A 20313-nucleotide genomic window follows, 5' to 3' on the forward strand; every position below is an offset into this window, starting at 1 on the left:
TGTTTCAAAGGGGCCGAAATTCTATGTGGTGCTGTATCTCAACACCCCGGCAACACCGCTTTTTCCGTCCGACGGGTGATTTACGCCGTCATGCACAACCACTTGGGGGAAATCAAAAGGGCTGACCCCATCAAGACAGGCCACGTTCACGCCAAACTCGTTTGGGTCGGAACGGCGCTGATGATGCGTGTAGATTCCGCATGTCTTGCAGAAATAGTGTTTCGCCGTTTTTGTGCCAAACTGATAGAGGGTCAGATTGTCTTCCCCATTGGTAAAACTGATCCCATCCAACGACGCCGACACCACCACCGCGCCACGCATCCGGCACATGCTGCAATCACATCGGCGCGCCGTCGCAAGGTCCTCTTTCAGCGTCACTTCGAACGTCACGGCACCACAATGACAGGCTGCTTTTCGAGCTTCACTCATCTTCATATCCTTGTTCTGCAGTCTGAAATGACAAGGGGCGCCAAAATGGCGCCCCTTGAAAAACTTAGCTCAACCAGTCAAGCGATCACAGGCGCGAAGCCACGTTGTCCCAGTTCACCAGGTTGTCGAGGAAGTTCGTCAGGTAAGCCGGACGCTTGTTGCGGAAGTCGATGTAGTACGAATGCTCCCACACGTCGCAACCCAGCAATGCGGTCTGACCAAAGCACAGCGGGTTAACGCCATTTTCAGTTTTGGTGACAGCCAATGATCCGTCAGCGTTCTTGACCAACCATGCCCAGCCCGAACCGAACTGACCAGCGCCAGCAGCAGCGAACTGCGACTTAAACTCGTCAACCGAACCGAAGCTTTCGGTGATTGCTTTTTCAAGCTCACCCGGCATTGCCGCTTTGCCCGGACCCATCATTTCCCAGAACTGGTTGTGGTTCCACAGCTGCGAAATGTTGTTGAAGATACCGTTCTGCGCGACAGTTTTGTCGTCATAGGTGCCAACAATGATCTCTTCGAGAGATTTATTTGCCCACTCAGTGCCCTCAATCAGCTTGTTGCCGTTGGTGACATAAGCGTTGTGGTGCAGGTCATGGTGGAATTCCATGGTTTCTGCAGACATGCCGTGTTCGGCAAGTGCGTCATGGGCGTAAGGAAGATCGGGAAGTTCAAAAGCCATTTTGGGCCCCCTGTTCATGCGTGTTTCCGTTGCCCCTTAGATGGGACAGCAGGCGGGGTAAGGTCAAGAGGGACCACACCGCCTACTGCAATCTTTACTTCGTTATTGAGCATTTTCCACTTGAACGGAAACTGTTGTCATAACCAACCAACTTGCCCTGAAGGGTAGCCTTACCGCTCGTCTTCTGACGAGTCAGGCGATAATTGATATTCCCATTAACCGAGTTTCCGCGATTTGAGTTTTTTCCCACCACGCCATGTACATTCCAACTATAGGTCATGCGCTTGTTGTTATCGACGCTAATTTTAGCCAGAATTGGTTTGCCGTAGATGTCTTTGATTAATCCATCGTAGGCGAATGTTTGGTCGCCGTCTTCAATGATGAAGATAAGCGGCGGGATGAGCGAATTCTCTTTCATTTCACATTTGTAGTTGACTGCAAACGCGGCCGATGCCGACGTCGAGATGGCAAACACCGCACACAAAGCGGTTTTCATGTTTAGATTCATCATACTAGATCTCATATCGTAAAAAGTAGGTAGGTTTTGATGGCTTACTTACGAACACACACGCCGCTGTCATTCCAGCTGTTGCGATACCCAACAGGCTTCATACGCACTTTGGCTTTCATGTTCGCCTTCAAGATTGTCAGACTGTAAGCCAAGTTCGAGTTGCGACCTCCGGGACGGTTCACCGCGCGGCTTTCGAAGCGTGCATTCCAGGCGAACGTGACGCGTTTGTTGTTGTCTGTGATCCGGCTAACCTCAATCGGTTTTCCATAGTAGTGATTGATCACCCCATCAATCACAGTCGCTGTACCGCGTTGTTCGTCGTACTTCACGTGCATGGTGGGGCCCATCCAGTTGCCACCCGACTTGCCCATCTTCAATTTGCACTCATATGTGGTTGCGAAAGCTGGAACTGCTAAAACACAAACTGCGGCGGTTGCAACGGCTTTCAAAACGAGATTCTTCATGAATCAGTACCCTTCAAAAATAAAAATCGTCACCCATATCTACCTTAAATCGCAGCGACTTCAACCCAAACAAGAAGGGTAATCCCTACCGCAGCAATGTGTCACAGTAGATCATGTTTCTATCTCGCGAGATGAGGTGATCAGGATTTTAAATGCACCCGACAGGCTCCTGCCCCTCGATAATCATTGGGGTAGCCGCGTGGTTTGGATTTGACGATCAATCGAAGCGAAGGCTTCAGAAGTGTTGCGCGAAATGCCAGTGCCGGTGTGTACTGGCGCCCCGACCCCGCGCGGTTGGTCAAACGTGTTATTTCCCACGCGACAGTCAGGCGTTTTTCGTTCTCAACCACGACACGAGCGGGCATTGGCGATCCAACAAAATACTTGATCAGCGGGCCCCAAACTTCAGCTGTAACCTGCCCCGAACTATGGTCGATCAACAGCCGTTTTGGAATCCAATCGCCGGTACCATCAGGTTTGATATTACACCGAAATATCTCACCCTGAGCCATTGCTGGCAGTAGGGCGAGGAAAACAGTCGTTAAAATGAAACGCATGCGGCGAAGTTAGGCAACAACAACCATTGATTGCAAGCCAATATCACCGAGAGCCTGGGGGAAGGTCTACCAGACCTCACCCCCAGATTTGGCCGCGTCTTTCAGCAGATCAAACGCGTATTGCGCGACCGATCGGAAGCAGACCAGAACTGCGGTCTCGTCATCTTCCATGTAAAACGCCGCCGGGATTTGCGCGATGCGTGAGCGGCGCAGCATACCTGGCTGCATGATCGACATGTCAGCAGGCGCCAATTTGGCGATCACTTCGCGACTTGCTGCGCCTGTTACGCGATAGACCGCGCGCGCGTCCGAAACGTTGACAACCAGCGCATGCTCTTTCGCCAGTGCTTTGGTCGCGGTCTCAACCACTTTCGGGGCCTCGGCGTGATCTACGATGAGCAAAAGTTCGTCTGGCGACATCCAGCCAACACGGCCTTTTTTGCCCTCGGCAATCTCGCCCTGCCCCGGCATAGCGGCGCCCGTGGCCGCTTTCACAACCTTGGCGATACCCGCAGACGACAAGTCGCCGCGCAAGGTGATCATGCCGACCAGTCCGGCCTCTTCTACTTTGCAATAGCCATCAAACGACGCACCTTGGAGTGCGGATACAGCATTAGACATTCTGCTTCTCCCCGTCCTTGTCATAGAAGACCGGATCACAGATCCGCGCCTTGATCACCGTGTTGGAGCCATCTACCGTGGGGAAGCTGATCACTTCGCCCATACGGTCAGGTCCATGCAGCACAAGACCCATCGCGATGCCTTTTTTCAGCGTCGGCGAATAATAGGTCGAGGTCACGCGCCCAATCATGTTGCGCTGACCGTAGACATTGTCGCCCTCGCCCACTGCATAGGCGCCGTCGGGAATGACGGAACCGTCCAGCGTTTCCAGCCCGACAAGTTTCCAACGGGTCGGATCGGTCATGTGGCTACGCAGTTGTGCACGCTTGCCAAGGAAGTCTTCTTTCTTTTTCGAGATCGCCCAGTTCAGCCCCAGTATCCTGCGGGATCACGGTGCCGTCGGTTTCGTCCCCGATCATGATAAAGCCCTTCTCGGCGCGCATGATGTGCAGACATTCGGTGCCATACGGCATCACGCCGAACTCTTCACCCGCTTCCAAAAGCGCATCCCAGAAGGCACGGCCTTGGCTGGCGGGAACAGCAATCTCGTACGACAATTCACCCGAGAACGAGATGCGATAGACCCGCGCGTCAAACCCGCCGATCGTGCCGTCTTTCCACTGCATGAAGGGCAGCGTTTCTTTCGACACATCCATGCCACCGAGTTTTTCCAGCACCTTTCGGGCATTCGGACCAACCACAGCGACTTGCGCCAGCTGCTCGGTGATGTTGGCGACATAGACTTTCCAGTCCCACCATTCGGTTTGCAGCCATTCCTCCATCCACGCGTGGATGCGGTCTGCCCCGCCCGAGGTGGTGTGGCACAGCCATGTATCCTCGTCGATGCGCGCAACAACACCATCGTCCGACAGGAACCCGTTTTCCGAGCACATCAGGCCATAGCGGCATTTCCCGACAGCCAAGTTCGACATCATGTTGGTGTACATCATGTCCATGAACTTGCCCGCGTCGGGGCCTTTGACGACCAGTTTACCCAGCGTTGACGCGTCCAGAAGGCCGAGGTTCTCGCGGGTGTTCAGAACTTCGCGATGTACCGCTTGTTCGTTGGTTTCACCCGGCTTGGCATAGCAATAGGCACGACGCCAGTGGCCAACCGGTTCCATATACGCGCCTGCCTCTTCGTGCCATTCGTGCATCGGCGTGCGACGGATTGGCTGGAAGATTTCATGGCGTGCTTCACCCGCAATCGCCCCGAAGCTGATTGGCGTGTAGGGTGGACGGAACGTCGTGGTGCCGGTGGTTGGAATTTCTTGATCCAACGCATCAGAAAGAACCGCCAAGCCATTGATATTGGAAAGCTTTCCTTGGTCGGTCGCCATGCCTAATGTGGTGTAGCGCTTGGTATGTTCAACGCTTTCATAGCCTTCGCGCGCAGCCAGCTGCACGTCGGAAACCTTCACGTCGTTCTGGTAATCCAGCCACATCTTCATGCGCTTCTGCGGACCCGCGCCTTGCGGCATAATCCAGACGGGCGCCATAGGCTGCGCATCTTCCGCGTCGGCCTTCGGACCAGCCTTGCGTACGGCTTTACCACCCGCCTCTTTCGCCGCCTGCTTGCCTGCGTCATAGGCATCAGTCAGCGTGTCAGCCAGCGACATCGCGCCCGAGGCCGTACCTGCGGTCACAACAAACGCTTCACCATCATGGCCCGTGGGCGCACGGTCAGGATCTGGGCGGAAATGCGCGTGCGCCTCGACCCAGTTCAGCTTGCCACCGCAATGCGACCACAGGTGCACAACGGGGGACCAGCCGCCCGACATCGCGACCGCGTCGCAGGGGATTTCTTCCAGCGCCGATCCCTCGCCTGCTTGCAAGCAGATCGAGACGCCGGTGACGCGCTTGCCACCGTTCACTTTCGCGATGGCCCGGCCCGGCTCAACTCGGATGCCAGCGGCACGGGCCGCTTCGGCCAATGGGCCGGTTGCTTCGGGGCGCGCGTCAAGGATCACGGGCACTTCAAGCCCGGCTTCCTTCAACACAAGCGCGGTGCGATAGGCGTCGTCATTGTTGGTGACAACCACAGTGCGGTCACCAACGGACACGCCCCAGTTCACCGCAAAATCGCGCACAGCCGCGGCCAGCATGACGCCTGGAATGTCGTTGCCTGCAAAGGACAACGGACGTTCAATCGCGCCCGTTGCGGTCACGATTTGGGCTGCACGGATGCGCCACAGACGGTGACGTGGACGATCGTCGCCCGGCGTGTGATCGGCCACACGTTCATACCCCAGCGCATAGCCGTGGTCATAAACGCCCGATCCCATCATGCGGGTGCGCAGGGTGACGTTGTTCATGCCTTCCAGCTCGGCCAAAGTCGCCGCGATCCAGTCGTCAACGCTCTGCCCGTCAATCTCGCCGCCATCCACAGGGGCACGTCCGCCCCAATGGTGGGTCTGCTCCATCACCAGCGTTTTCGCACCGGAACGACCAGCGGCCAGAGCAGCCGCCAGTCCGGCGACACCGCCGCCGACAACCATAACGTCTGTGTGGTGATAGTAATGCTCGTAGCGATCCACGTCCGCTTCGGTCGGGACTTGGCCCAGACCTGCGGATTTACGGATGATCGGTTCAAACACGTGCTTCCACGCGGCCGCAGGGGCCATGAACGTCTTGTAATAGAAGCCCGCCGGCAGGAAGCGCGCGGCGTAGTTGTTCACCACGCCCACGTCGAACTCAAGGCTCGGCCAGTGGTTTTGCGAGGTCGCGGTCAGACCGTCAAACAGCTCGGTCGTGGTGACGCGCTGGTTGGGTTCAAAACGCCCGCCCTGCCCCAGATTGACCAAGGCATTGGGTTCTTCCGCGCCCGAGGCCACAACGCCACGCGGACGGTGGTATTTGAACGACCGGCCCATCAGCATCTGATCTTCACCCAGAAGCGCTGCGGCCAACGTGTCGCCTTCATAGCCCTTCATACGTTTGCCGTTGAAGGTGAAGTTTTTCGGTTTCGAGCGGTCGATCAGTCGACCGCCATTTGCCAGACGGGTGCTCATTTATAGCCCTCCCATTCGGGATGTTTCTTTTTGACCGCATTGATGATCGCCTTGGGCGGCTCATAGGTCTGGGCGGAATAGGTGCCGTAGACCTCTAGCGTCATGGTGTTGCGCGCCGCGTGAAACCACTTGCCGCAACCCGAGACATGCCGCCAGCGTTCAAAATGAACGCCTTTGGGGTTCGCGCGGTGGAACAAATAGGTCTCGAAATCATCATCAGACGAGCCGGGACCATAGCGCTTCAGATGCGCCTCGCCGCCGCCATGCAGGTCCGTTTCATCGGCCATCACGCCGCAATAGGGGCATTCAAGGATCAGCATGGCTGCACTCCTTTCAAAATGAACAGGTTTTCCCTAGGGAAAGCGCCAGAGGACAACTTCCAAAAGTGTGTGCATTGGGAATTTGAACCAATGCCTTGACGTTGGTTGCAGAAACGATTCCGCAAGCGATTCCTTAGAAGGGAAGCCGAGATTGTCCGACCTTGAGAACGAATTAAACTGGGCGAAAAGTCACCCCAATCACGAACTTCGACGGCTGTATAGGCTTGTTTTGAAATGCTCAGAGCATTCAATGGGCTATACCTACGCAGTCGAGCAACTGCGCTGGGAATACGATTGGGAACTGAAGCGTAAACGCCAGTTTTCAGATGAGTAACCATCAATGCGCCACCCCCGCTGCCACGCTCTCATCAATAAAGCGCCCTTCGGTGAAGCGGTTCAGGCCAAACGCGCCAGCCAGCGCGCCGGGTTCGCCTTTGGCGACGGTCTCGGCCATGGCCCAGCCCGATCCGGGGATGGATTTGAACCCGCCGGTGCCCCAACCGCAGTTGATAAAGCAGTTGCCCAAGGGCGTTGTGCCGATGATGGGCGAGCGGTCTCCGGTCACGTCCACGATGCCACCCCATTGGCGCAGCATTTTCAGACGTGAGATGATCGGGAAGGTCTCGACCAGTGCGCGCACGGTTTCTTCCACGTGGTGGAACGAGCCGCGCTGGGTGTAGTTGTTGAACCCGTCGGTGCCGCCGCCAATCACAAGCTCGCCCTTATCGGACTGAGACATATAGCCGTGCACGGTGTTGGCCATGACCACCACGTCGATGCAGGGTTTGATCGGCTCGGACACGAGCGCTTGTAGGGCGACGCTTTCCATCGGCAGACGGAAGCCCGCCATATCAGCCAGATGGCCAGCGTTGCCCGCAACAACCATCGCCAGCTTATCGCAGTCGATCTGACCGTGGGTCGTATCAACGCCGGTGACGTTGCCACCCTCTTGGCGCACGCCGGTCACTTCGCATTTCTGGATGATGTCCATGCCCATGTCGGAACACGCACGCGCATAGCCCCATGCAACCGCATCGTGACGGGCCGTGCCGCCACGCGCCTGCCACAGCGCGCCCAGAACGGGATAACGCGGGCCGTTGATGTTCATGATCGGCACAAGTTCTTTGACGCGCTCGGGCGAAATGAACTCGGTCGTCACACCTTGCAGCGCATTGGCATGCGCCGTGCGCTCGTATCCGCGCACTTCGCTTTCGGTCTGAGCCAGCATCATAACGCCGCGAGGGCTGAACATGACGTTGTAGTTCAGGTCTTGACTCATCGTCTCGTAAAGCGAACGCGCTTTTTCGTAGATCGCCGCCGAGGGGTCTTGCAGGTAGTTCGACCGGATGATGGTGGTGTTGCGGCCCGTGTTGCCGCCGCCCAGCCAGCCCTTTTCGATGATCGCAACATTGGTGATCCCGAAGTTCTTGCCAAGATAAAACGCCGTGGCCAGCCCGTGGCCGCCCGCGCCCACGATGACAACATCGTATTTCTTCTTTGGCTTGGGCGAGCGCCAAGCCCGTTCCCATCCGCTGTGATAGCGCGCGGCTTCCCGCGCAATGGCAAATGCCGAATAACGTCGCATGCGATTCCCCTGTTTGGGTTTCGATTTGTGTCGGTTTTACGCCCAAACGACAAAATCCCATCAAAGCCCAGCGTCATTTGATTGGAAAAAGACGACATAATGCGCTTTTCCCGCCAATTTCCTGGCATGCCTTTTGTCGCAGTCTGATATCTGGGGTTTTGTAACAGCCCTTGGCGCAGTACATGGGGTGGGCTAGTAGGTTGCGAAGAGGCGCGGAGAATACATGGAAATCTGGACATTCTGGGCCATTGTTGGCGCAGCAACCTTGGCTACAATTCTTGTACTGGCACGGCGTATGCTGGCGGCCGCTCCGGAAAGTCGCCCTGACGAAGCTGCCATGAGTTCGGACATGAAGGTCTATCGCGACCAGCTGTCTGAATTGGACCGTGATATTGCGCGTGGCACCGTATCCAAAGAAGACGCTGATCGCGCGCGGGTCGAGATCTCGCGCCGTTTGCTGGAGGCCGACAAGGCTGTCCAAAACCGAATTCGCGCGTCCGAGACGCCCAAAGGCCTGACCCGTTGGGCCATGGGTCTTGTAGCTGCTGCGTTGGCAGCCGGAAGCTTTGGGCTTTACCTGACCATCGGCGTGCCCGGCGCGCCGGACTTTGGACGCAGCAAACGCATTGAGCTGAGCAATGAAATGCGCGAGAGTCGTCCATCGCAAGCGCAGGCAGAAGCGGATATGCCCCCTTGGGCGGGTCCGCCAGCTGACGCGCCTCAGGACTATCTAGAGCTTGTCGATGGACTGCGTAAGGCTGTGGCAGGACGCCCAGACGATCCGCGCGGCTTGGACCTTCTAGCCCAGCACGAAGCTGCTTTGGGCAATTTGACCGCTGCACACGCTGCCATGGGGCAACTAATTGACCTTAAAGGCGACGCGGCCACTGCGGATGACTATGCCCGTCGGGCGGAGCTGATGATCAACGCAGCCGGTGGTTTCATATCGCCAGATGCCGAAGCCCTGTTGAAAAGCGCGTTAGAGCGTGACCCCCGCCATCAGTTTGCCCGGTTCTATACCGGTTTGATGTTTGCCCAGAACGGTCGCCCAGATTTGGCGTTCCGCTTGTGGCGTGGGTTGCTTGAAGAAGGCCCGGCTGACGCAGAATGGTGGCCCGCAATTCGCGATCAGATCGGTGATCTGGCCACCCTTGCCGGTGAAAACTACACGCCACCTGAGGCCCCGATTGCCCCGCCGGTTGCCGGTCTTGCTGGCCCAAGCGCTGAAGATATCGAAGCGGCATCGGACATGAGCGGTGAAGATCGCGCAGCAATGATCCAATCCATGGTCACCCGCCTGTCGGAGCGTTTGGCCACAGAAGGTGGAACGCCTGAAGAATGGGCGCGTTTGATATCGGTGCTGGGTGTGGTCGGTGATACGTCCCGCGCACAAGCAATCTGGGACGAGGCGCAGACGATCTTTGCAGCCCACCCCGAAGCGCTGGCCACCGTGCGTGACGCGGCGACGCAAGCTGGGGTTGCCCAGTGATCTACGAAACCGTTGAGGAGTTCGCGGCGTCCCTTCCCCCCATGACCGCAGTGGCGGGCCTGGACCTGGGCACCAAAACCATTGGCGTCGCCGTGTCGGATAGTTTCCGGCAGGTGGCCACTCCACTTGAGACAATCAAACGCAAGAAATTCACATTGGACGCGGAACGGTTGCTGGAAATCGTCAAGGATCGGCAGCTGGGCGGGCTGGTGTTGGGACTGCCGCGCAACATGGACGGGTCAGAAGGCCCGCGCTGCCAATCCACCCGCGCCTTCGCCCGTAATCTTGAAAAACTAACCGATTTGCCGATCACCTATTGGGATGAACGCCTGTCCACTGTGGCTGCTGAACGGGCGTTGCTTGAGGCGGATACGTCTCGAAAGCGTCGCGCAGAGGTCATCGATCACGTCGCTGCTGGGTATATCCTTCAAGGTGTACTTGACCGGATGAGGCACCTGACATGACCGACGACGTCTGGAAACGCGACGAGGTGGAAAGCCCCTGTGTGAATATATGTGTGGTCCACCCAAAGGCCCGCATCTGTACCGGCTGTCTGCGCACAATCGACGAAATCGGCGCATGGTCCCAAATGTCGCAAGATGAAAGACGCGCGGTTCTGGAAGAGCTCCCCTCGCGCAAGTCGACACTGACACGCCGTCGCGGCGGACGGCGCGCTCGCCTCGGTTAATCCAGCTCACTCGGTTGTTACCCCTTCGTCATTTCGCACACGTTATGCTCCGGAAGACCCAATGCGTTTAGGCTCGCGCCGAAACGCAAGGTGGCTTCGTAACACAACCGGGGAAACACATGCTGCGACGACCATTCCTGCTTTGCTTGATGATGCTTCCACAGTTCGCGGTTGCGGACGGTTGGACCACGCGCCCTGATGATCGCGCGCTGACCAAAGATGAGATCAGCAACCAGATCGTAGGGCACACCCTGACCTTCTTTGATGGCGGGGAAAGTGTATATTCTGAAAATGGCGAATATTCATACACTTACGGTGAAGGTGGCACTTGGCTTGGGCATTATACCATCGAAGGTGACGGCGTGATTTGCGTCACCTTTGTTACTGGATCACGCCGCTGCGATCTTTACGTACAAACAAATGAACGTTGGGCGCTGATCACGGAAGACGGGTTGCGGTTCCCGATCCGTTAGGGACCGGGTACCGCGAAAGTATCAATCGTCTGCGCTGTGCAGCCCCCGAACCTTTTCCATCACCGCATCTTTGCCGGCCAAAATATCCGACGCAAGGATCGGGACATCAACGTCCAATGGCACGCCCTTTGCCTCGTGATTGCGACCTTGCGCGTCCAGATACCGTTCGTTTGAAATGGTTGCCATCCACCAGTTTGGAAGCGCCACAAAGAACATATCCGAGAAGATACCGTTGGAGGGTTCGCCAACAATTGTCACCTTCTCAAAATGCGACAGCGCAAGCGCAAAGGTCTCGGCCGCGCTGGCACTAAAGCCGCTGGTCAGCACATAAACGGGCTTTTCATAGTGCACTCCTTTGGTCGGCGTAATCTGCAGGCCCATCAGCTGATGCCAGCCATCAGCAGCCTTAACTTGCTTCGTCCCAACCGGGATAACCTGATCGGTGAAACGCCCGGCGATATAATACCCCACACGGTCGTCCCCACCGCCGTTCATGCGCAGATCGATCACCAGCGCATCCGTGCCGGCCAAATCCCCAAGCACCTGATCCATAACAGCGGCCAATCGCGCAGAGCTTTCATCCAGCAACGCACCATCCATGCCGATAATGGCCATATAGCCAAGATTATCTGCGGTACGGCCGTAGGCGATGGTATCCGCCGCCTTAGTCGGCTTGCCGTCTATGGCCATGTTCAACCATTCACGCGCCATGCCTTCAAAACGATCTTCACCAATCTCTGTAATCCAATCGGGGATTTCGCCGAACTCAGCCTCGTTCAGGATCGCTTGCAAAGACACGTGCCCGTCGTTCAGCGGTTGCGTCATCTCAGTTAGGATTTCGAACAAACGCCCGCGACCTATCCCCCCTTCAACTTCGGGACGGAATTTCGCACGCTGGACCTGCCAATCGACACCACGTTCTTCAAAAAACGCATAGTTTTCGTCGAAGTAGCTCCAATAGATGTCGAAACTCTCTAAGGCACCCCAGCCAGGACGGTCTTCGCAGGACGGTGGTAAGGTTTCAACCGGGCTGAATGTGATCTCGCTTAGCTTACCAATCTCAAGCGCTAAATCCGCGCCGCTGGGAACCAAATCGAAATCAAATGTATCCGCCCAGCGTCCCATGCCGGTTAGTTTTACCGAGCCATGGAGGCGGCCATCACTGCCACCTTCAATATCCGAGGATCCGAGCTTTACGCAGCCACCAGCACTGACCTGATCCAGCACAACGCCATCGTCCGTTAGGCTCATATACAGACCGTAACCCTTTGACTTCCAAACACCATTCAAGCCTTCAGCTTGAGCAGCGATAGGCAATGAAAAACAGGCTGCACCCAGAAATGCAGTTAATCGTTTCATGCTCAAATCCTCTGTTCTGCGCGACAGAGTTTAGATGGGGTGACCATAGGTAAGGATCAATAGGCGTCCATTAAAATACTATACGATAGTCTATGTTTCTGCGTCGGCTTCGGCCTCGATCTGGGCGGCACGCTTTTCGACCAATCCGACGATGTGATCCACCATCTTTTCATTGTCGAGCTTATGGTCCTGTTTGCCTGCCACGTAGACCATGCCAGCCCCTGCGCCACCGCCGGTAAAGCCCACATCGGTCATCAGTGCCTCGCCCGGTCCGTTCACCACGCAGCCGATGATCGACAGGCTCATGGGGGTGTGAATATGCGCCAAACGACCTTCTAATTCGGCCACTGTTTTGATCACGTCAAAGCCCTGACGGGCGCACGAGGGACACGAGATGATGTTTACACCACGATGGCGAAGGCCAAGGGACTTCAGGATTTCAAATCCTACTTTCACCTCTTCCACCGGATCGGCAGACAGGCTGACACGGATCGTGTCCCCGATCCCGGCCCAAAGCAGATTGCCAAGGCCAACAGCACTTTTGATCGTGCCGGACACAAAGCCACCAGCCTCGGTAATACCCAGGTGAATGGGCGCGTCCGTTGCATCTGCAATGCCGTGATAGGCTGCTGCGGACAAGAAAACGTCCGACGCCTTCACGCTGATTTTGTATTCGCGGAAGTCATTGTCTTCCAAGATACGGATGTGCTCCAATCCGCTTTCCACCATCGCCTCGGGGCAAGGTTCCCCATATTTTTCAAGCAGATGGCGTTCCAATGACCCGGCATTCACCCCGATACGGATCGAACAACCGTGATCCTTCGCAGCCTTGATCACTTCGCGCACGCGGCCTGCATCCCCGATGTTGCCCGGGTTGATCCGCAGACAGGCGGCCCCTGCCTCGGCGGCCTCAATGGCGCGTTTGTAGTGGAAATGAATGTCGGCCACGATCGGCACCGGGCTTTCTGCCACGATCTCTTTCAATGCGGTGGTCGATGACACATCCGGGCAGGAAATGCGCACGATATCTGCGCCTGCCTCGGCGGCGGCCAGAACCTGTCCCAGCGTGGCCTTCACATCCGAACTGTCGGTGTTGGTCATGGTCTGCACGGCAATCGGCGCATCGCCCCCTACGGGCACATTCCCCACCATGATTTGCCGGGATTTCCGACGCTCGATATCACGCCACGGACGAATGGGATTGTGAGACATGTGCAGGCTTCCAAATGGGTTCACTTGGAGTGAGAGATAACCCGCCATCCCCGAGGCGACAAGGCGCGCCCGAAAATAGATCTGAGAATGCGCGGTTACTCGGTCGCCTGAAGCTCGACCACAACGGTCGCAAGGTCGGCATCGCCTTCAAGATCGGCCAAAGCGAAGTTCTCAAGCACCGCATCTTGTGACAATGCCACGTTCTTGACGACCGATGGGCCATCCCCAGCGGGGCCATAAGCCGCCCCGTTTACGGCGAAGTAAACGGAACCTGCATTACCCGACCGCAAGACCGGGGCTTGTTCGGTCTTCGGCAGCACGTAGGTTTCACCGGCATCAAGGATTTTCTCAAAGATCACGCTGCCATCTGCGGCTTGAATGCGAACCCAAGACGGGCGCACTGCGAAGACCGCGACATCCGCGGCGTCTGCGCCCAAAACTTGCACGCTGCTTTCGGGAACGCTCGCGCTGGACGCATCAGCCAAGCGTGTCGCGCTTTCGGGGAATGCTTCTTCCGGCAGTTCCAAGGATGGGGTCTGAAGTCCCGCCAAAGCGCCAACAGAATTCGGGTTCAGTGTCGAAATCGGTGCATCGCGATGGGTCATTACCGGCACGTCCAAGGCCTGCGGGCGATAAAGTCGATCCAACGCCTCAACGGATGGTGGCGTATTCAGACCTGCGGCAGAGGCGATTTCGGTTTCTTCACTGGCAACGGGTGAGGTTGCAGTGCCAAAATCAGGCAGCTCTGACAGAACTCCGGGGGTCTGTTCAATCGGGGCGAAATCAACGCGCTGAACTTCTTTCAGCATTGCCCAGCCACCATAGCCAAGGCCGCCAATCAGCAACAGAAGCATGGAAATTGAGCCGATCGCACCGGGTTCGACACCCGTGAACACGCTTTCCTTCTTAGGAACCCAGCTGGCCTTTGGATTGGAAAGGGGATCGCCGCGGTGCTCAGGTCTCCGATCAGCCTTCTTTTCGCTCATAAGGCCGTTGGAACTACCCCGATCCACTTCGAAACCGGCTTCCTTACAGAAGGTCGAATAAGCCCATTCCGGGTCAAGTCCCAGATAGCGTGCATAGGAACGAACATACCCCGCAATAAAGCCTTGCGATGCAAAGGCCGAGGGGTCGGAATTCTCAATAGCTGCGATGTAGGTGGCTTTGATCTTGAGCTCTCGCTGAACATCCAAAAGGGACTTTCCAAGCGTTGCGCGTTCACCGCGCATAACGTCGCCAAGCAGGACATCGTAGGAATCAAACCCAGTAGGTTGTTCTTCCTCCTCGACCTGAGACGTGCTCCAACGCCCGATCATACGATTGCTCCTGATGCCTCATTGTCCCAAGGAAACAATTCGTGGTCCACCGTTTCCGTTGAGGGAAGGTAACACATCACGCAAATTTGTGTATATTAACTTTCCGCTTAAGCAGAGAGTTCGGCACGATTTAGCTCACAATGCGACCAGAGGCTATCCAGTGCGCGAATAAGCTTGTCCATTTCGTCCGGACCATGCACCGGAGACGGCGTAAACCGAAGCCTTTCAGTGCCGCGTGGAACGGTTGGGAAATTGATCGGCTGAACGTAAATACCGAAGTTTTCCAACAACATATCGGACAGCTGCTTGGTGTGAACCGGATCACCCACGATCACTGGAACGATATGCGACCCGTGATCAATGATCGGCAGCCCCATTGCCTTCAGGCGGGTCTTCAAAATCTTGGCTTGCGTCTGATGTTTGTCGCGCAATTCCTGATCTGTTTTCAAATGCTTCACCGAAGCAGCGGCAGCAGCGGCCACTGCGGGCGGCAATGACGTGGTGAAAATGAAGCCCGGCGCGTAAGAGCGCACAGCGTCACACATCTTGTCCGAGGCCGCGATATAGCCCCCCATCACACCATAGGCTTTGGCAAGCGTGCCATTGATGATGTCGATCCGGTGCGCAAGGTTGTCACGCTCGGTGACCCCTGCCCCACGCGGGCCGTACATGCCCACGGCGTGCACTTCGTCGATATAGGTCAGCGCACCGAATTCGTCGGCAAGGTCACAAATCTCTTCAATCGGACCAAAGTCGCCATCCATCGAGTAAACACTCTCGAACGCGATCAGCTTAGGCGCGGCCGGATCATCGGCCTGCAACAACTCGCGCAGATGTTCGACATCATTGTGACGGAAAATGCGCTTGGAACCGCCATTGCGGCGCACGCCTTCAATCATCGACGCGTGGTTTAAGGCGTCGGAGTAAATAATCAGGCCGGGGAACAGCTTGGGCAGCGTCGACAGTGTGGCGTCATTCGCAATGTAGGCCGAGGTGAAAAGCAGCGCGCTTTCCTTCTGGTGCAGATCTGCAATCTCAGCTTCCAGACGCTTGTGATAGACCGTGGTGCCCGAGATGTTGCGCGTCCCACCAGACCCAGCGCCTGTTGCGTCAATCGCTTCGTGCATGGCGTCCAGAACAGCCGGATGCTGCCCCATCCCAAGGTAATCATTGCCGCACCAAACGGTGACAGGCGCTTCGGACCCATCGGGCTTAAGCCATGTCGCATGGGGGAACTGCCCCTTCGCGCGCTCAATCTCGATAAAGGTGCGATAGCGGCCTTCTTCGTGTAGACGCGCCAGCGCCTCGTCCAGCTTATGATTATAGTCCAAGTTACCCTCCCGGGCCGTTTCATCCAGTTCCCTGCGCAGTCTTATACAGGGATTCCCCCGCAAAACACATTCAAAAAAACGTATGTTGCGTCTGTTCGCTCGCCCCATATATCGGGACTGATCGGGGTTTTACATTGATCCATCTCAAACGGAAGAGTTTTCCGAACCATCGCGACAACTCGTCCCGCGCGCAATCGATCTGGACAGTGGCCGTTAGGGTGATAGGCTCCCGGCCAAATTCCCGATACCGGAGACACCACATGTCGCTTGATAAAGTCCTGGACCGCATTGACGCGGACCTTCCCGATGCCGTCGACCGCTTGATCGACCTTTTGCGCATTCAATCCATTTCAACAGATCCAGCATTCGCTGAACACTGTGTTACGGCTGCTGATTGGTTGGTGGATGACCTTAAAACCATTGGTTTTCAGGCTGATAGACGCGACACTCCGGGCCACCCGATGGTTGTGGGACATGGCGGGGATGGCGACCGGCATCTTCTATTTTACGGCCACTACGACGTGCAGCCGGTAGAGTCCTTGGACAAATGGGGCCACGATCCGTTTGCGCCTTTTGTCGAAGATACCCCGAACGGCAAGATCATCCGCGCCCGCGGGGCATCCGATGACAAGGGACAATTGATGACCTTTGTCGAAGCGTGCCGCGCTTGGAAAGAGGTGCACGGCTCGCTTCCCACAAAACTCACAATCTTCTTTGAAGGTGAAGAGGAATCGGGGTCTCCGTCCTTGATCCCCTTCATGGAAGAGAATCGCGATGAACTGACCTCGGATATTGCGCTGATCTGCGACACCTCAATGGTCAGCCCCGGTGTGCCCTCGATTTCCAGCCAGCTGCGCGGCATGTTGAAAGACGAATTCACCCTGATCGGCCCCAAGCTGGATTTGCATTCGGGCCACTACGGCGGTCCCGGCCTGAACCCTCTGCGCGAGATGTCCCGTATCGTGGCCAGCTTCTACAATGAAGAAACCGGTCAGGTCGCTGTCGAAGGATTTTACGAGGGCGTTCACGACACCCCCACCCAGCAGTTGCAAGGCTGGGAAAACTCGGGCTTCGACGAAAAAGCCTATTTGGACAATGCTGGCTACACGATGAACCATGGCGAAAAGGACCGCTCGTGTCTGGAACAGCAATGGGCGCGCCCAACGCTGGAAGTGAACGGCATCTGGGGCGGATATAACGGGGTTGGTTCAAAAACCGTGATCCCATCCGAGGCGCACTGCAAAATCACCTGCCGCCTTGTGGGCGATATGGACCCCGACAAGCTGCGTGACCGCGTGCGCGCCCATGTCGAAGCACAGCTGAAGCCCGATATGAAAGTGGTCTGGGACAATGATCTGGAAGGCTCACCCGCAGCCGTCATGGACATTACACGGCCCGAGTTCAGTGCCGCGCAGAAGGCCCTGTCAGACGAATGGAAGCGCGAAGCTGTCTTTGCCGGCATGGGCGGATCGATCCCGATTGCAGGCTATTTCAAATCGATCTTGGGCATGGAAAGCATGTTGGTGGGCTTTGCCAATGATGATGACAAGATTCATTCGCCAAACGAGAAATATGATCTGAACAGCTTCCACAAAGGAATCCGCAGCTGGGCTCGTATTCTGGATGAACTCGCCTGATCACCACCAAATCCTAAAACAACTGAAACCCCGGGGGCACTGCCTATCGGGGTTTTCTTATGCGCGCTTCATGCGGACCAGCTTTAAGATCAGTACGATCCAAGGCGTGCTATGCATCAGGAAATCAAAGATATCCACGGGTTTGGTCAACGTGCCAGAAAACAGCATGCCCAGCTTTTCCCAAATATGCGGCGGGGCATAGGGCGCAAGACCCAAGGTCAAACAGGCAACCAAGATCAGTGAGAACGGCAATTCGTCGATGAAGGACATTTTTAGCTCCTGATCCCAGAGGTTTCGCCACAACAGCATCCCCGCCTAACAGGCCGGAGCATCTGACGAAATGTGGTGAAATGGCGCGGTTGACGGGGCTCGAACCCGCGACCCCCGGCGTGACAGGCCGGTACTCTAACCAGCTGAGCTACAACCGCGCGTGGCGGCGTGAATAGCCCGAGGTCACAAACTGGTCAATGGAAAAAGCTCTGTGATCTGCGGAATTATCTTCCACTTTCGTGACGTGAAATCGACAGGCTGAACAACGAAAAAACCCCGCCAAAGGCGGGGCTTCTTTCGGGCAGTGGTGGCGCGGTTGACGGGGCTCGAACCCGCGACCCCCGGCGTGACAGGCCGGTACTCTAACCATCTGAGCTACAACCGCTCACTGCCAGTCTTGCGACTGTTTGGGCGTTCTAGGCCCAGCCGCCGGGGGCGTCAAGCGGCCTTTTGCGAAATTCAGATTATTTTTCGATCACGCGATGCCCGCCGCTGGAACTCAGGTGGAAAATAACCCCCTGCCCGCCCGGAAGGCCCAGCATGTCGTATTCGTTCAACCCCAGCCAGCGCGCCCGTAAAACGCGCGACAGGACACCATGGGTAAAGACAACCGCAGGCCCGGTTAGGTCGCGCAGAAAACTGTCGGCACGGGCTTGCAGATCGTACAGCCCCTCACCGCCAGGGGACGAGAAATTCCATTCAACTGGGTTCTGTTCCGCATAGGACGCCTGTTCTGGCCAGCCTGCGTCAATCTCGTCCTGCGTTAGCCCTTCCCACGCTCCAAACGCAACCTCACATAAGCGCGCGTCCTGCGTTACCGGCCAACCGATTGAGGCGAGTGCCAATTCTGCAGTTTGAAGCGCCCGCCCCTGCGGTGAACTGAATGCATGAATGTCGGAAAGACTTGCCAGCTCTTGCACAAGCATTTGCCCCATGTCGCGGGCTTGCTGCTGACCTTTCACAGTCAACGGCGAATCCAATCGCCCCTGATGGCGTCGCGCGACGTTCCATTCGGTCTGGCCGTGGCGAATAACGTAAAGCTCTGGAAACGCATAAGTCATGATGTTGGCATCATGCGATCATTGGTTTGGGGAGTAAATGGTGGGTGATGAGAGGCTCGAACTCCCGACATCTTCGGTGTAAACGAAGCGCTCTACCAACTGAGCTAATCACCCGCCGTGGGACGCGACATATCGCTATTCACCGGGGCTTGGCAAGAGGTGAAATCCACTTTTTTTAATTTCTGACGCAAGCAGTTTGCAACATGACGCTGCTTCACTTTGTTTGGCGCTCAAACCCCGCTAAGATCACACATCAGATTAGTAGGTTTACCATGCCAAAACCCGTCGTTCCAAAGGGCGTCGCACATGTCGCCATCACCTCACAGGTTGCCCCAGAGCCGATTGTTTTCGTGCTGCTGGATAACCTATCAATGCTGGCGTTTACCTCGGCGATTGAGCCTTTGCGCATCGCCAATCAGCTAACAGGGCAAAGCCTTTACAGCTGGACTACGATGTCCGAAGACGGGGAAAACGTACGCTGCTCAAACGGGATCGAGATTGGGATCGACCAGCCTTTGGGCGACATTCCCCCAAACAGCCGGGTTTTCATCTGTTCAGGTGTGCAGCCAGAAAAATCCGTATCCGCAAAAGTATCGGACTGGGTGCGCTTGCAATGGCGTATGGGGCATACGGTCGGATCGCTTTGCACAGGCGCGTATACTCTGGCAAAAGCGGGCATTCTTGGCGGGCACAAGTTTACGCTGCACTGGGAAAACATCGCCCCATTTCGCGAGCATTTTCCGGACCTTGATCCGGTCGAGCAGCTATACACCATCGACAATCGCGTGATGTCTTGTGGCGGCGGGTCCGCAGCGACCGATCTGTTCCTACGTCTTATCTATGACACGCACGGCCCGGTTCTGGCGCAAGCCGTCCTGAACATGTGCCTTCACACGGTTCAAAGGTCCGAGACCGATCGCCAACAAAGCTCGACTTCCGCGACGATTGGGGTGCGCAATGACAAGCTGGTGCGCGTGCTGACCTATTTTGAGGAAAACCTGGAAGACAGCGTCAATCTGGATCACGTCACCGAAGAGCTGGGCATTTCACGTCGCCAGATGGAGCGTCTGTTCCGGCACCACCTAAACACGACCCCAAAGAAGTACCTTCAGGATCTGCGCCTTCAACGGGCACGTATCCTTTTGGCGGAAACGGACATGCCCGTTGTCGATGTGGCCATCGCCTGCGGCTATGATTCTGCCGCCTACTTCTCAAAACAATTCCGCGAAACATTTGGCATGTCCCCGCATCGGTTTTCTGCCGGCGGCGGATAGCTGGTTATCTAAGCAAAACA

20 protein-coding genes, 3 tRNA genes and 1 pseudogene are annotated in these 20313 nt (G+C 56.4%); 6 read left to right on the forward strand and 18 right to left on the reverse strand.

Going from position 1 to position 20313, the window contains the following annotated elements; translation table 11 throughout:
- Positions 1 to 21 precede the first annotated feature (21 nt).
- The 9 genes and pseudogenes from AC0L6A_RS11020 to AC0L6A_RS11060 all read right to left on the reverse strand — a co-directional run bounded on the left by AC0L6A_RS11020 (position 22) and on the right by AC0L6A_RS11060 (position 8183).
- Entirely contained in the window at positions 22 to 429 is a 408-nt protein-coding gene (locus tag AC0L6A_RS11020) for a GFA family protein (protein WP_473290020.1), read from the reverse strand.
- Between the two features lie 85 nt (positions 430 to 514).
- Complete coding sequence (locus AC0L6A_RS11025) at positions 515 to 1114, reverse strand: superoxide dismutase (RefSeq protein WP_473290021.1); 600 nt, start codon at positions 1112 to 1114, stop codon at positions 515 to 517.
- 94 nt (positions 1115 to 1208) lie between these two features.
- On the reverse strand, positions 1209 to 1610 hold the full coding sequence (locus AC0L6A_RS11030; protein ID WP_473290023.1) for a hypothetical protein: 402 nt from the start codon (positions 1608 to 1610) through the stop codon (positions 1209 to 1211).
- 56 nt (positions 1611 to 1666) lie between these two features.
- Positions 1667 to 2089: a hypothetical protein gene (locus tag AC0L6A_RS11035; RefSeq protein WP_473290024.1), complete on the reverse strand. Its 423-nt coding sequence runs from the start codon at positions 2087 to 2089 to the stop codon at positions 1667 to 1669.
- Between the two features lie 140 nt (positions 2090 to 2229).
- Positions 2230 to 2646: a hypothetical protein gene (locus tag AC0L6A_RS11040; protein WP_473290025.1), complete on the reverse strand. Its 417-nt coding sequence runs from the start codon at positions 2644 to 2646 to the stop codon at positions 2230 to 2232.
- A gap of 66 nt (positions 2647 to 2712) precedes the next feature.
- Positions 2713 to 3267: a sarcosine oxidase subunit gamma gene (locus AC0L6A_RS11045; RefSeq protein WP_473290026.1), complete on the reverse strand. Its 555-nt coding sequence runs from the start codon at positions 3265 to 3267 to the stop codon at positions 2713 to 2715.
- Positions 3260 to 6278 (reverse strand): annotated as a pseudogene (locus AC0L6A_RS11050) (sarcosine oxidase subunit alpha family protein). Before AC0L6A_RS11050 ends, AC0L6A_RS11045 begins: the two are co-directional and overlap by 8 nt.
- Complete coding sequence (locus AC0L6A_RS11055; protein ID WP_473290027.1) at positions 6275 to 6598, reverse strand: sarcosine oxidase subunit delta; 324 nt, start codon at positions 6596 to 6598, stop codon at positions 6275 to 6277. Before AC0L6A_RS11055 ends, AC0L6A_RS11050 begins: the two are co-directional and overlap by 4 nt.
- A gap of 337 nt (positions 6599 to 6935) precedes the next feature.
- Positions 6936 to 8183, reverse strand: a complete 1248-nt coding sequence (locus tag AC0L6A_RS11060; RefSeq protein WP_473290028.1) for a sarcosine oxidase subunit beta family protein — start codon at positions 8181 to 8183, stop codon at positions 6936 to 6938.
- 223 nt (positions 8184 to 8406) lie between these two features.
- Between AC0L6A_RS11060 and ccmI the strand changes: the two genes are divergently transcribed.
- The 4 genes from ccmI (at position 8407) to AC0L6A_RS11080 (ending at position 10833) form a co-directional block, all read left to right on the forward strand.
- Positions 8407 to 9672 carry a c-type cytochrome biogenesis protein CcmI gene (gene ccmI, locus AC0L6A_RS11065; RefSeq protein ID WP_473290029.1) on the forward strand — a complete coding sequence of 422 codons (1266 nt, stop codon included), beginning with the start codon at positions 8407 to 8409 and terminating at the stop codon, positions 9670 to 9672.
- On the forward strand, positions 9669 to 10136 hold the full coding sequence (ruvX, locus tag AC0L6A_RS11070) for a Holliday junction resolvase RuvX (protein WP_473290031.1): 468 nt from the start codon (positions 9669 to 9671) through the stop codon (positions 10134 to 10136). Before ccmI ends, ruvX begins: the two co-directional genes overlap by 4 nt.
- Complete coding sequence (locus AC0L6A_RS11075; protein WP_473290032.1) at positions 10133 to 10360, forward strand: DUF1289 domain-containing protein; 228 nt, start codon at positions 10133 to 10135, stop codon at positions 10358 to 10360. The genes ruvX and AC0L6A_RS11075 overlap by 4 nt, the downstream gene beginning before the upstream one ends.
- Before the next feature lie 119 nt (positions 10361 to 10479).
- Entirely contained in the window at positions 10480 to 10833 is a 354-nt protein-coding gene (locus AC0L6A_RS11080) for a hypothetical protein (RefSeq protein WP_473290034.1), read from the forward strand.
- A gap of 21 nt (positions 10834 to 10854) precedes the next feature.
- Here AC0L6A_RS11080 and AC0L6A_RS11085 read toward each other — a convergent pair whose 3' ends face one another.
- The 4 genes from AC0L6A_RS11085 to hemA all read right to left on the reverse strand — a co-directional run bounded on the left by AC0L6A_RS11085 (position 10855) and on the right by hemA (position 16051).
- Positions 10855 to 12192 carry a S41 family peptidase gene (locus AC0L6A_RS11085; protein WP_473290035.1) on the reverse strand — a complete coding sequence of 446 codons (1338 nt, stop codon included), beginning with the start codon at positions 12190 to 12192 and terminating at the stop codon, positions 10855 to 10857.
- A 90-nt stretch (positions 12193 to 12282) separates the two neighbouring features.
- Entirely contained in the window at positions 12283 to 13404 is a 1122-nt protein-coding gene (gene ispG, locus AC0L6A_RS11090) for a flavodoxin-dependent (E)-4-hydroxy-3-methylbut-2-enyl-diphosphate synthase (protein ID WP_473290037.1), read from the reverse strand.
- A 95-nt stretch (positions 13405 to 13499) separates the two neighbouring features.
- The gene (locus tag AC0L6A_RS11095; protein WP_473290038.1) at positions 13500 to 14720 is read right to left on the reverse strand and encodes a helix-turn-helix domain-containing protein; all 1221 of its coding nucleotides are present in this window, start codon (positions 14718 to 14720) and stop codon (positions 13500 to 13502) included.
- A gap of 107 nt (positions 14721 to 14827) precedes the next feature.
- Positions 14828 to 16051 (reverse strand): 5-aminolevulinate synthase, encoded by a 1224-nt coding sequence (hemA, locus tag AC0L6A_RS11100; protein ID WP_473290040.1) that lies wholly within the window; start codon positions 16049 to 16051, stop codon positions 14828 to 14830.
- Positions 16052 to 16311: 260 nt separating this feature from the next.
- On the opposite strand from hemA, the gene AC0L6A_RS11105 reads away from it, so the two are divergent.
- Positions 16312 to 17688: a M20/M25/M40 family metallo-hydrolase gene (locus tag AC0L6A_RS11105; RefSeq protein WP_473290041.1), complete on the forward strand. Its 1377-nt coding sequence runs from the start codon at positions 16312 to 16314 to the stop codon at positions 17686 to 17688.
- A gap of 57 nt (positions 17689 to 17745) precedes the next feature.
- Here AC0L6A_RS11105 and AC0L6A_RS11110 read toward each other — a convergent pair whose 3' ends face one another.
- The 5 genes from AC0L6A_RS11110 to AC0L6A_RS11130 form a co-directional block, all read right to left on the reverse strand.
- The gene (locus tag AC0L6A_RS11110; protein ID WP_473290043.1) at positions 17746 to 17958 is read right to left on the reverse strand and encodes an RND transporter; all 213 of its coding nucleotides are present in this window, start codon (positions 17956 to 17958) and stop codon (positions 17746 to 17748) included.
- 81 nt (positions 17959 to 18039) lie between these two features.
- Positions 18040 to 18116: transfer RNA gene (locus AC0L6A_RS11115), tRNA-Asp, on the reverse strand.
- 150 nt (positions 18117 to 18266) lie between these two features.
- Positions 18267 to 18343, reverse strand: a tRNA-Asp gene (locus tag AC0L6A_RS11120).
- Between the two features lie 79 nt (positions 18344 to 18422).
- On the reverse strand, positions 18423 to 19019 hold the full coding sequence (locus AC0L6A_RS11125; protein WP_473290044.1) for a histidine phosphatase family protein: 597 nt from the start codon (positions 19017 to 19019) through the stop codon (positions 18423 to 18425).
- Between the two features lie 38 nt (positions 19020 to 19057).
- Positions 19058 to 19133: transfer RNA gene (locus tag AC0L6A_RS11130), tRNA-Val, on the reverse strand.
- Positions 19134 to 19222: 89 nt separating this feature from the next.
- On the opposite strand from AC0L6A_RS11130, the gene AC0L6A_RS11135 reads away from it, so the two are divergent.
- Positions 19223 to 20293, forward strand: a complete 1071-nt coding sequence (locus AC0L6A_RS11135; RefSeq protein WP_473290046.1) for a GlxA family transcriptional regulator — start codon at positions 19223 to 19225, stop codon at positions 20291 to 20293.
- Positions 20294 to 20313 lie beyond the last annotated feature (20 nt).

Source organism: Aliiroseovarius sp. D2-2 (assembly GCF_055809455.1).

Excerpts from the sequence above, each read along its gene's own strand:
- AC0L6A_RS11035 (WP_473290024.1), bottom strand. The coding sequence starts at position 2,089 with ATGAAGAATCTCGTTTTGAAAGCCGTTGCAACCGCCGCAGTTTGTGTT.
- AC0L6A_RS11075 (WP_473290032.1), top strand. The coding sequence starts at position 10,133 with ATGACCGACGACGTCTGGAAACGCGACGAGGTGGAAAGCCCCTGTGTG.
- AC0L6A_RS11110 (WP_473290043.1), bottom strand. The coding sequence starts at position 17,958 with ATGTCCTTCATCGACGAATTGCCGTTCTCACTGATCTTGGTTGCCTGT.
- AC0L6A_RS11055 (WP_473290027.1), bottom strand. The coding sequence starts at position 6,598 with ATGCTGATCCTTGAATGCCCCTATTGCGGCGTGATGGCCGATGAAACG.
- AC0L6A_RS11105 (WP_473290041.1), top strand. The coding sequence starts at position 16,312 with ATGTCGCTTGATAAAGTCCTGGACCGCATTGACGCGGACCTTCCCGAT.
- ccmI (WP_473290029.1), top strand. The coding sequence starts at position 8,407 with ATGGAAATCTGGACATTCTGGGCCATTGTTGGCGCAGCAACCTTGGCT.
- AC0L6A_RS11080 (WP_473290034.1), top strand. The coding sequence starts at position 10,480 with ATGCTGCGACGACCATTCCTGCTTTGCTTGATGATGCTTCCACAGTTC.
- AC0L6A_RS11125 (WP_473290044.1), bottom strand. The coding sequence starts at position 19,019 with ATGACTTATGCGTTTCCAGAGCTTTACGTTATTCGCCACGGCCAGACC.
- AC0L6A_RS11020 (WP_473290020.1), bottom strand. The coding sequence starts at position 429 with ATGAGTGAAGCTCGAAAAGCAGCCTGTCATTGTGGTGCCGTGACGTTC.
- ispG (WP_473290037.1), bottom strand. The coding sequence starts at position 13,404 with ATGTCTCACAATCCCATTCGTCCGTGGCGTGATATCGAGCGTCGGAAA.
- AC0L6A_RS11040 (WP_473290025.1), bottom strand. The coding sequence starts at position 2,646 with ATGCGTTTCATTTTAACGACTGTTTTCCTCGCCCTACTGCCAGCAATG.
- AC0L6A_RS11030 (WP_473290023.1), bottom strand. The coding sequence starts at position 1,610 with ATGAAAACCGCTTTGTGTGCGGTGTTTGCCATCTCGACGTCGGCATCG.
- AC0L6A_RS11045 (WP_473290026.1), bottom strand. The coding sequence starts at position 3,267 with ATGTCTAATGCTGTATCCGCACTCCAAGGTGCGTCGTTTGATGGCTAT.
- AC0L6A_RS11060 (WP_473290028.1), bottom strand. The coding sequence starts at position 8,183 with ATGCGACGTTATTCGGCATTTGCCATTGCGCGGGAAGCCGCGCGCTAT.
- AC0L6A_RS11095 (WP_473290038.1), bottom strand. The coding sequence starts at position 14,720 with ATGATCGGGCGTTGGAGCACGTCTCAGGTCGAGGAGGAAGAACAACCT.
- AC0L6A_RS11135 (WP_473290046.1), top strand. The coding sequence starts at position 19,223 with ATGACGCTGCTTCACTTTGTTTGGCGCTCAAACCCCGCTAAGATCACA.
- AC0L6A_RS11025 (WP_473290021.1), bottom strand. The coding sequence starts at position 1,114 with ATGGCTTTTGAACTTCCCGATCTTCCTTACGCCCATGACGCACTTGCC.
- AC0L6A_RS11085 (WP_473290035.1), bottom strand. The coding sequence starts at position 12,192 with ATGAAACGATTAACTGCATTTCTGGGTGCAGCCTGTTTTTCATTGCCT.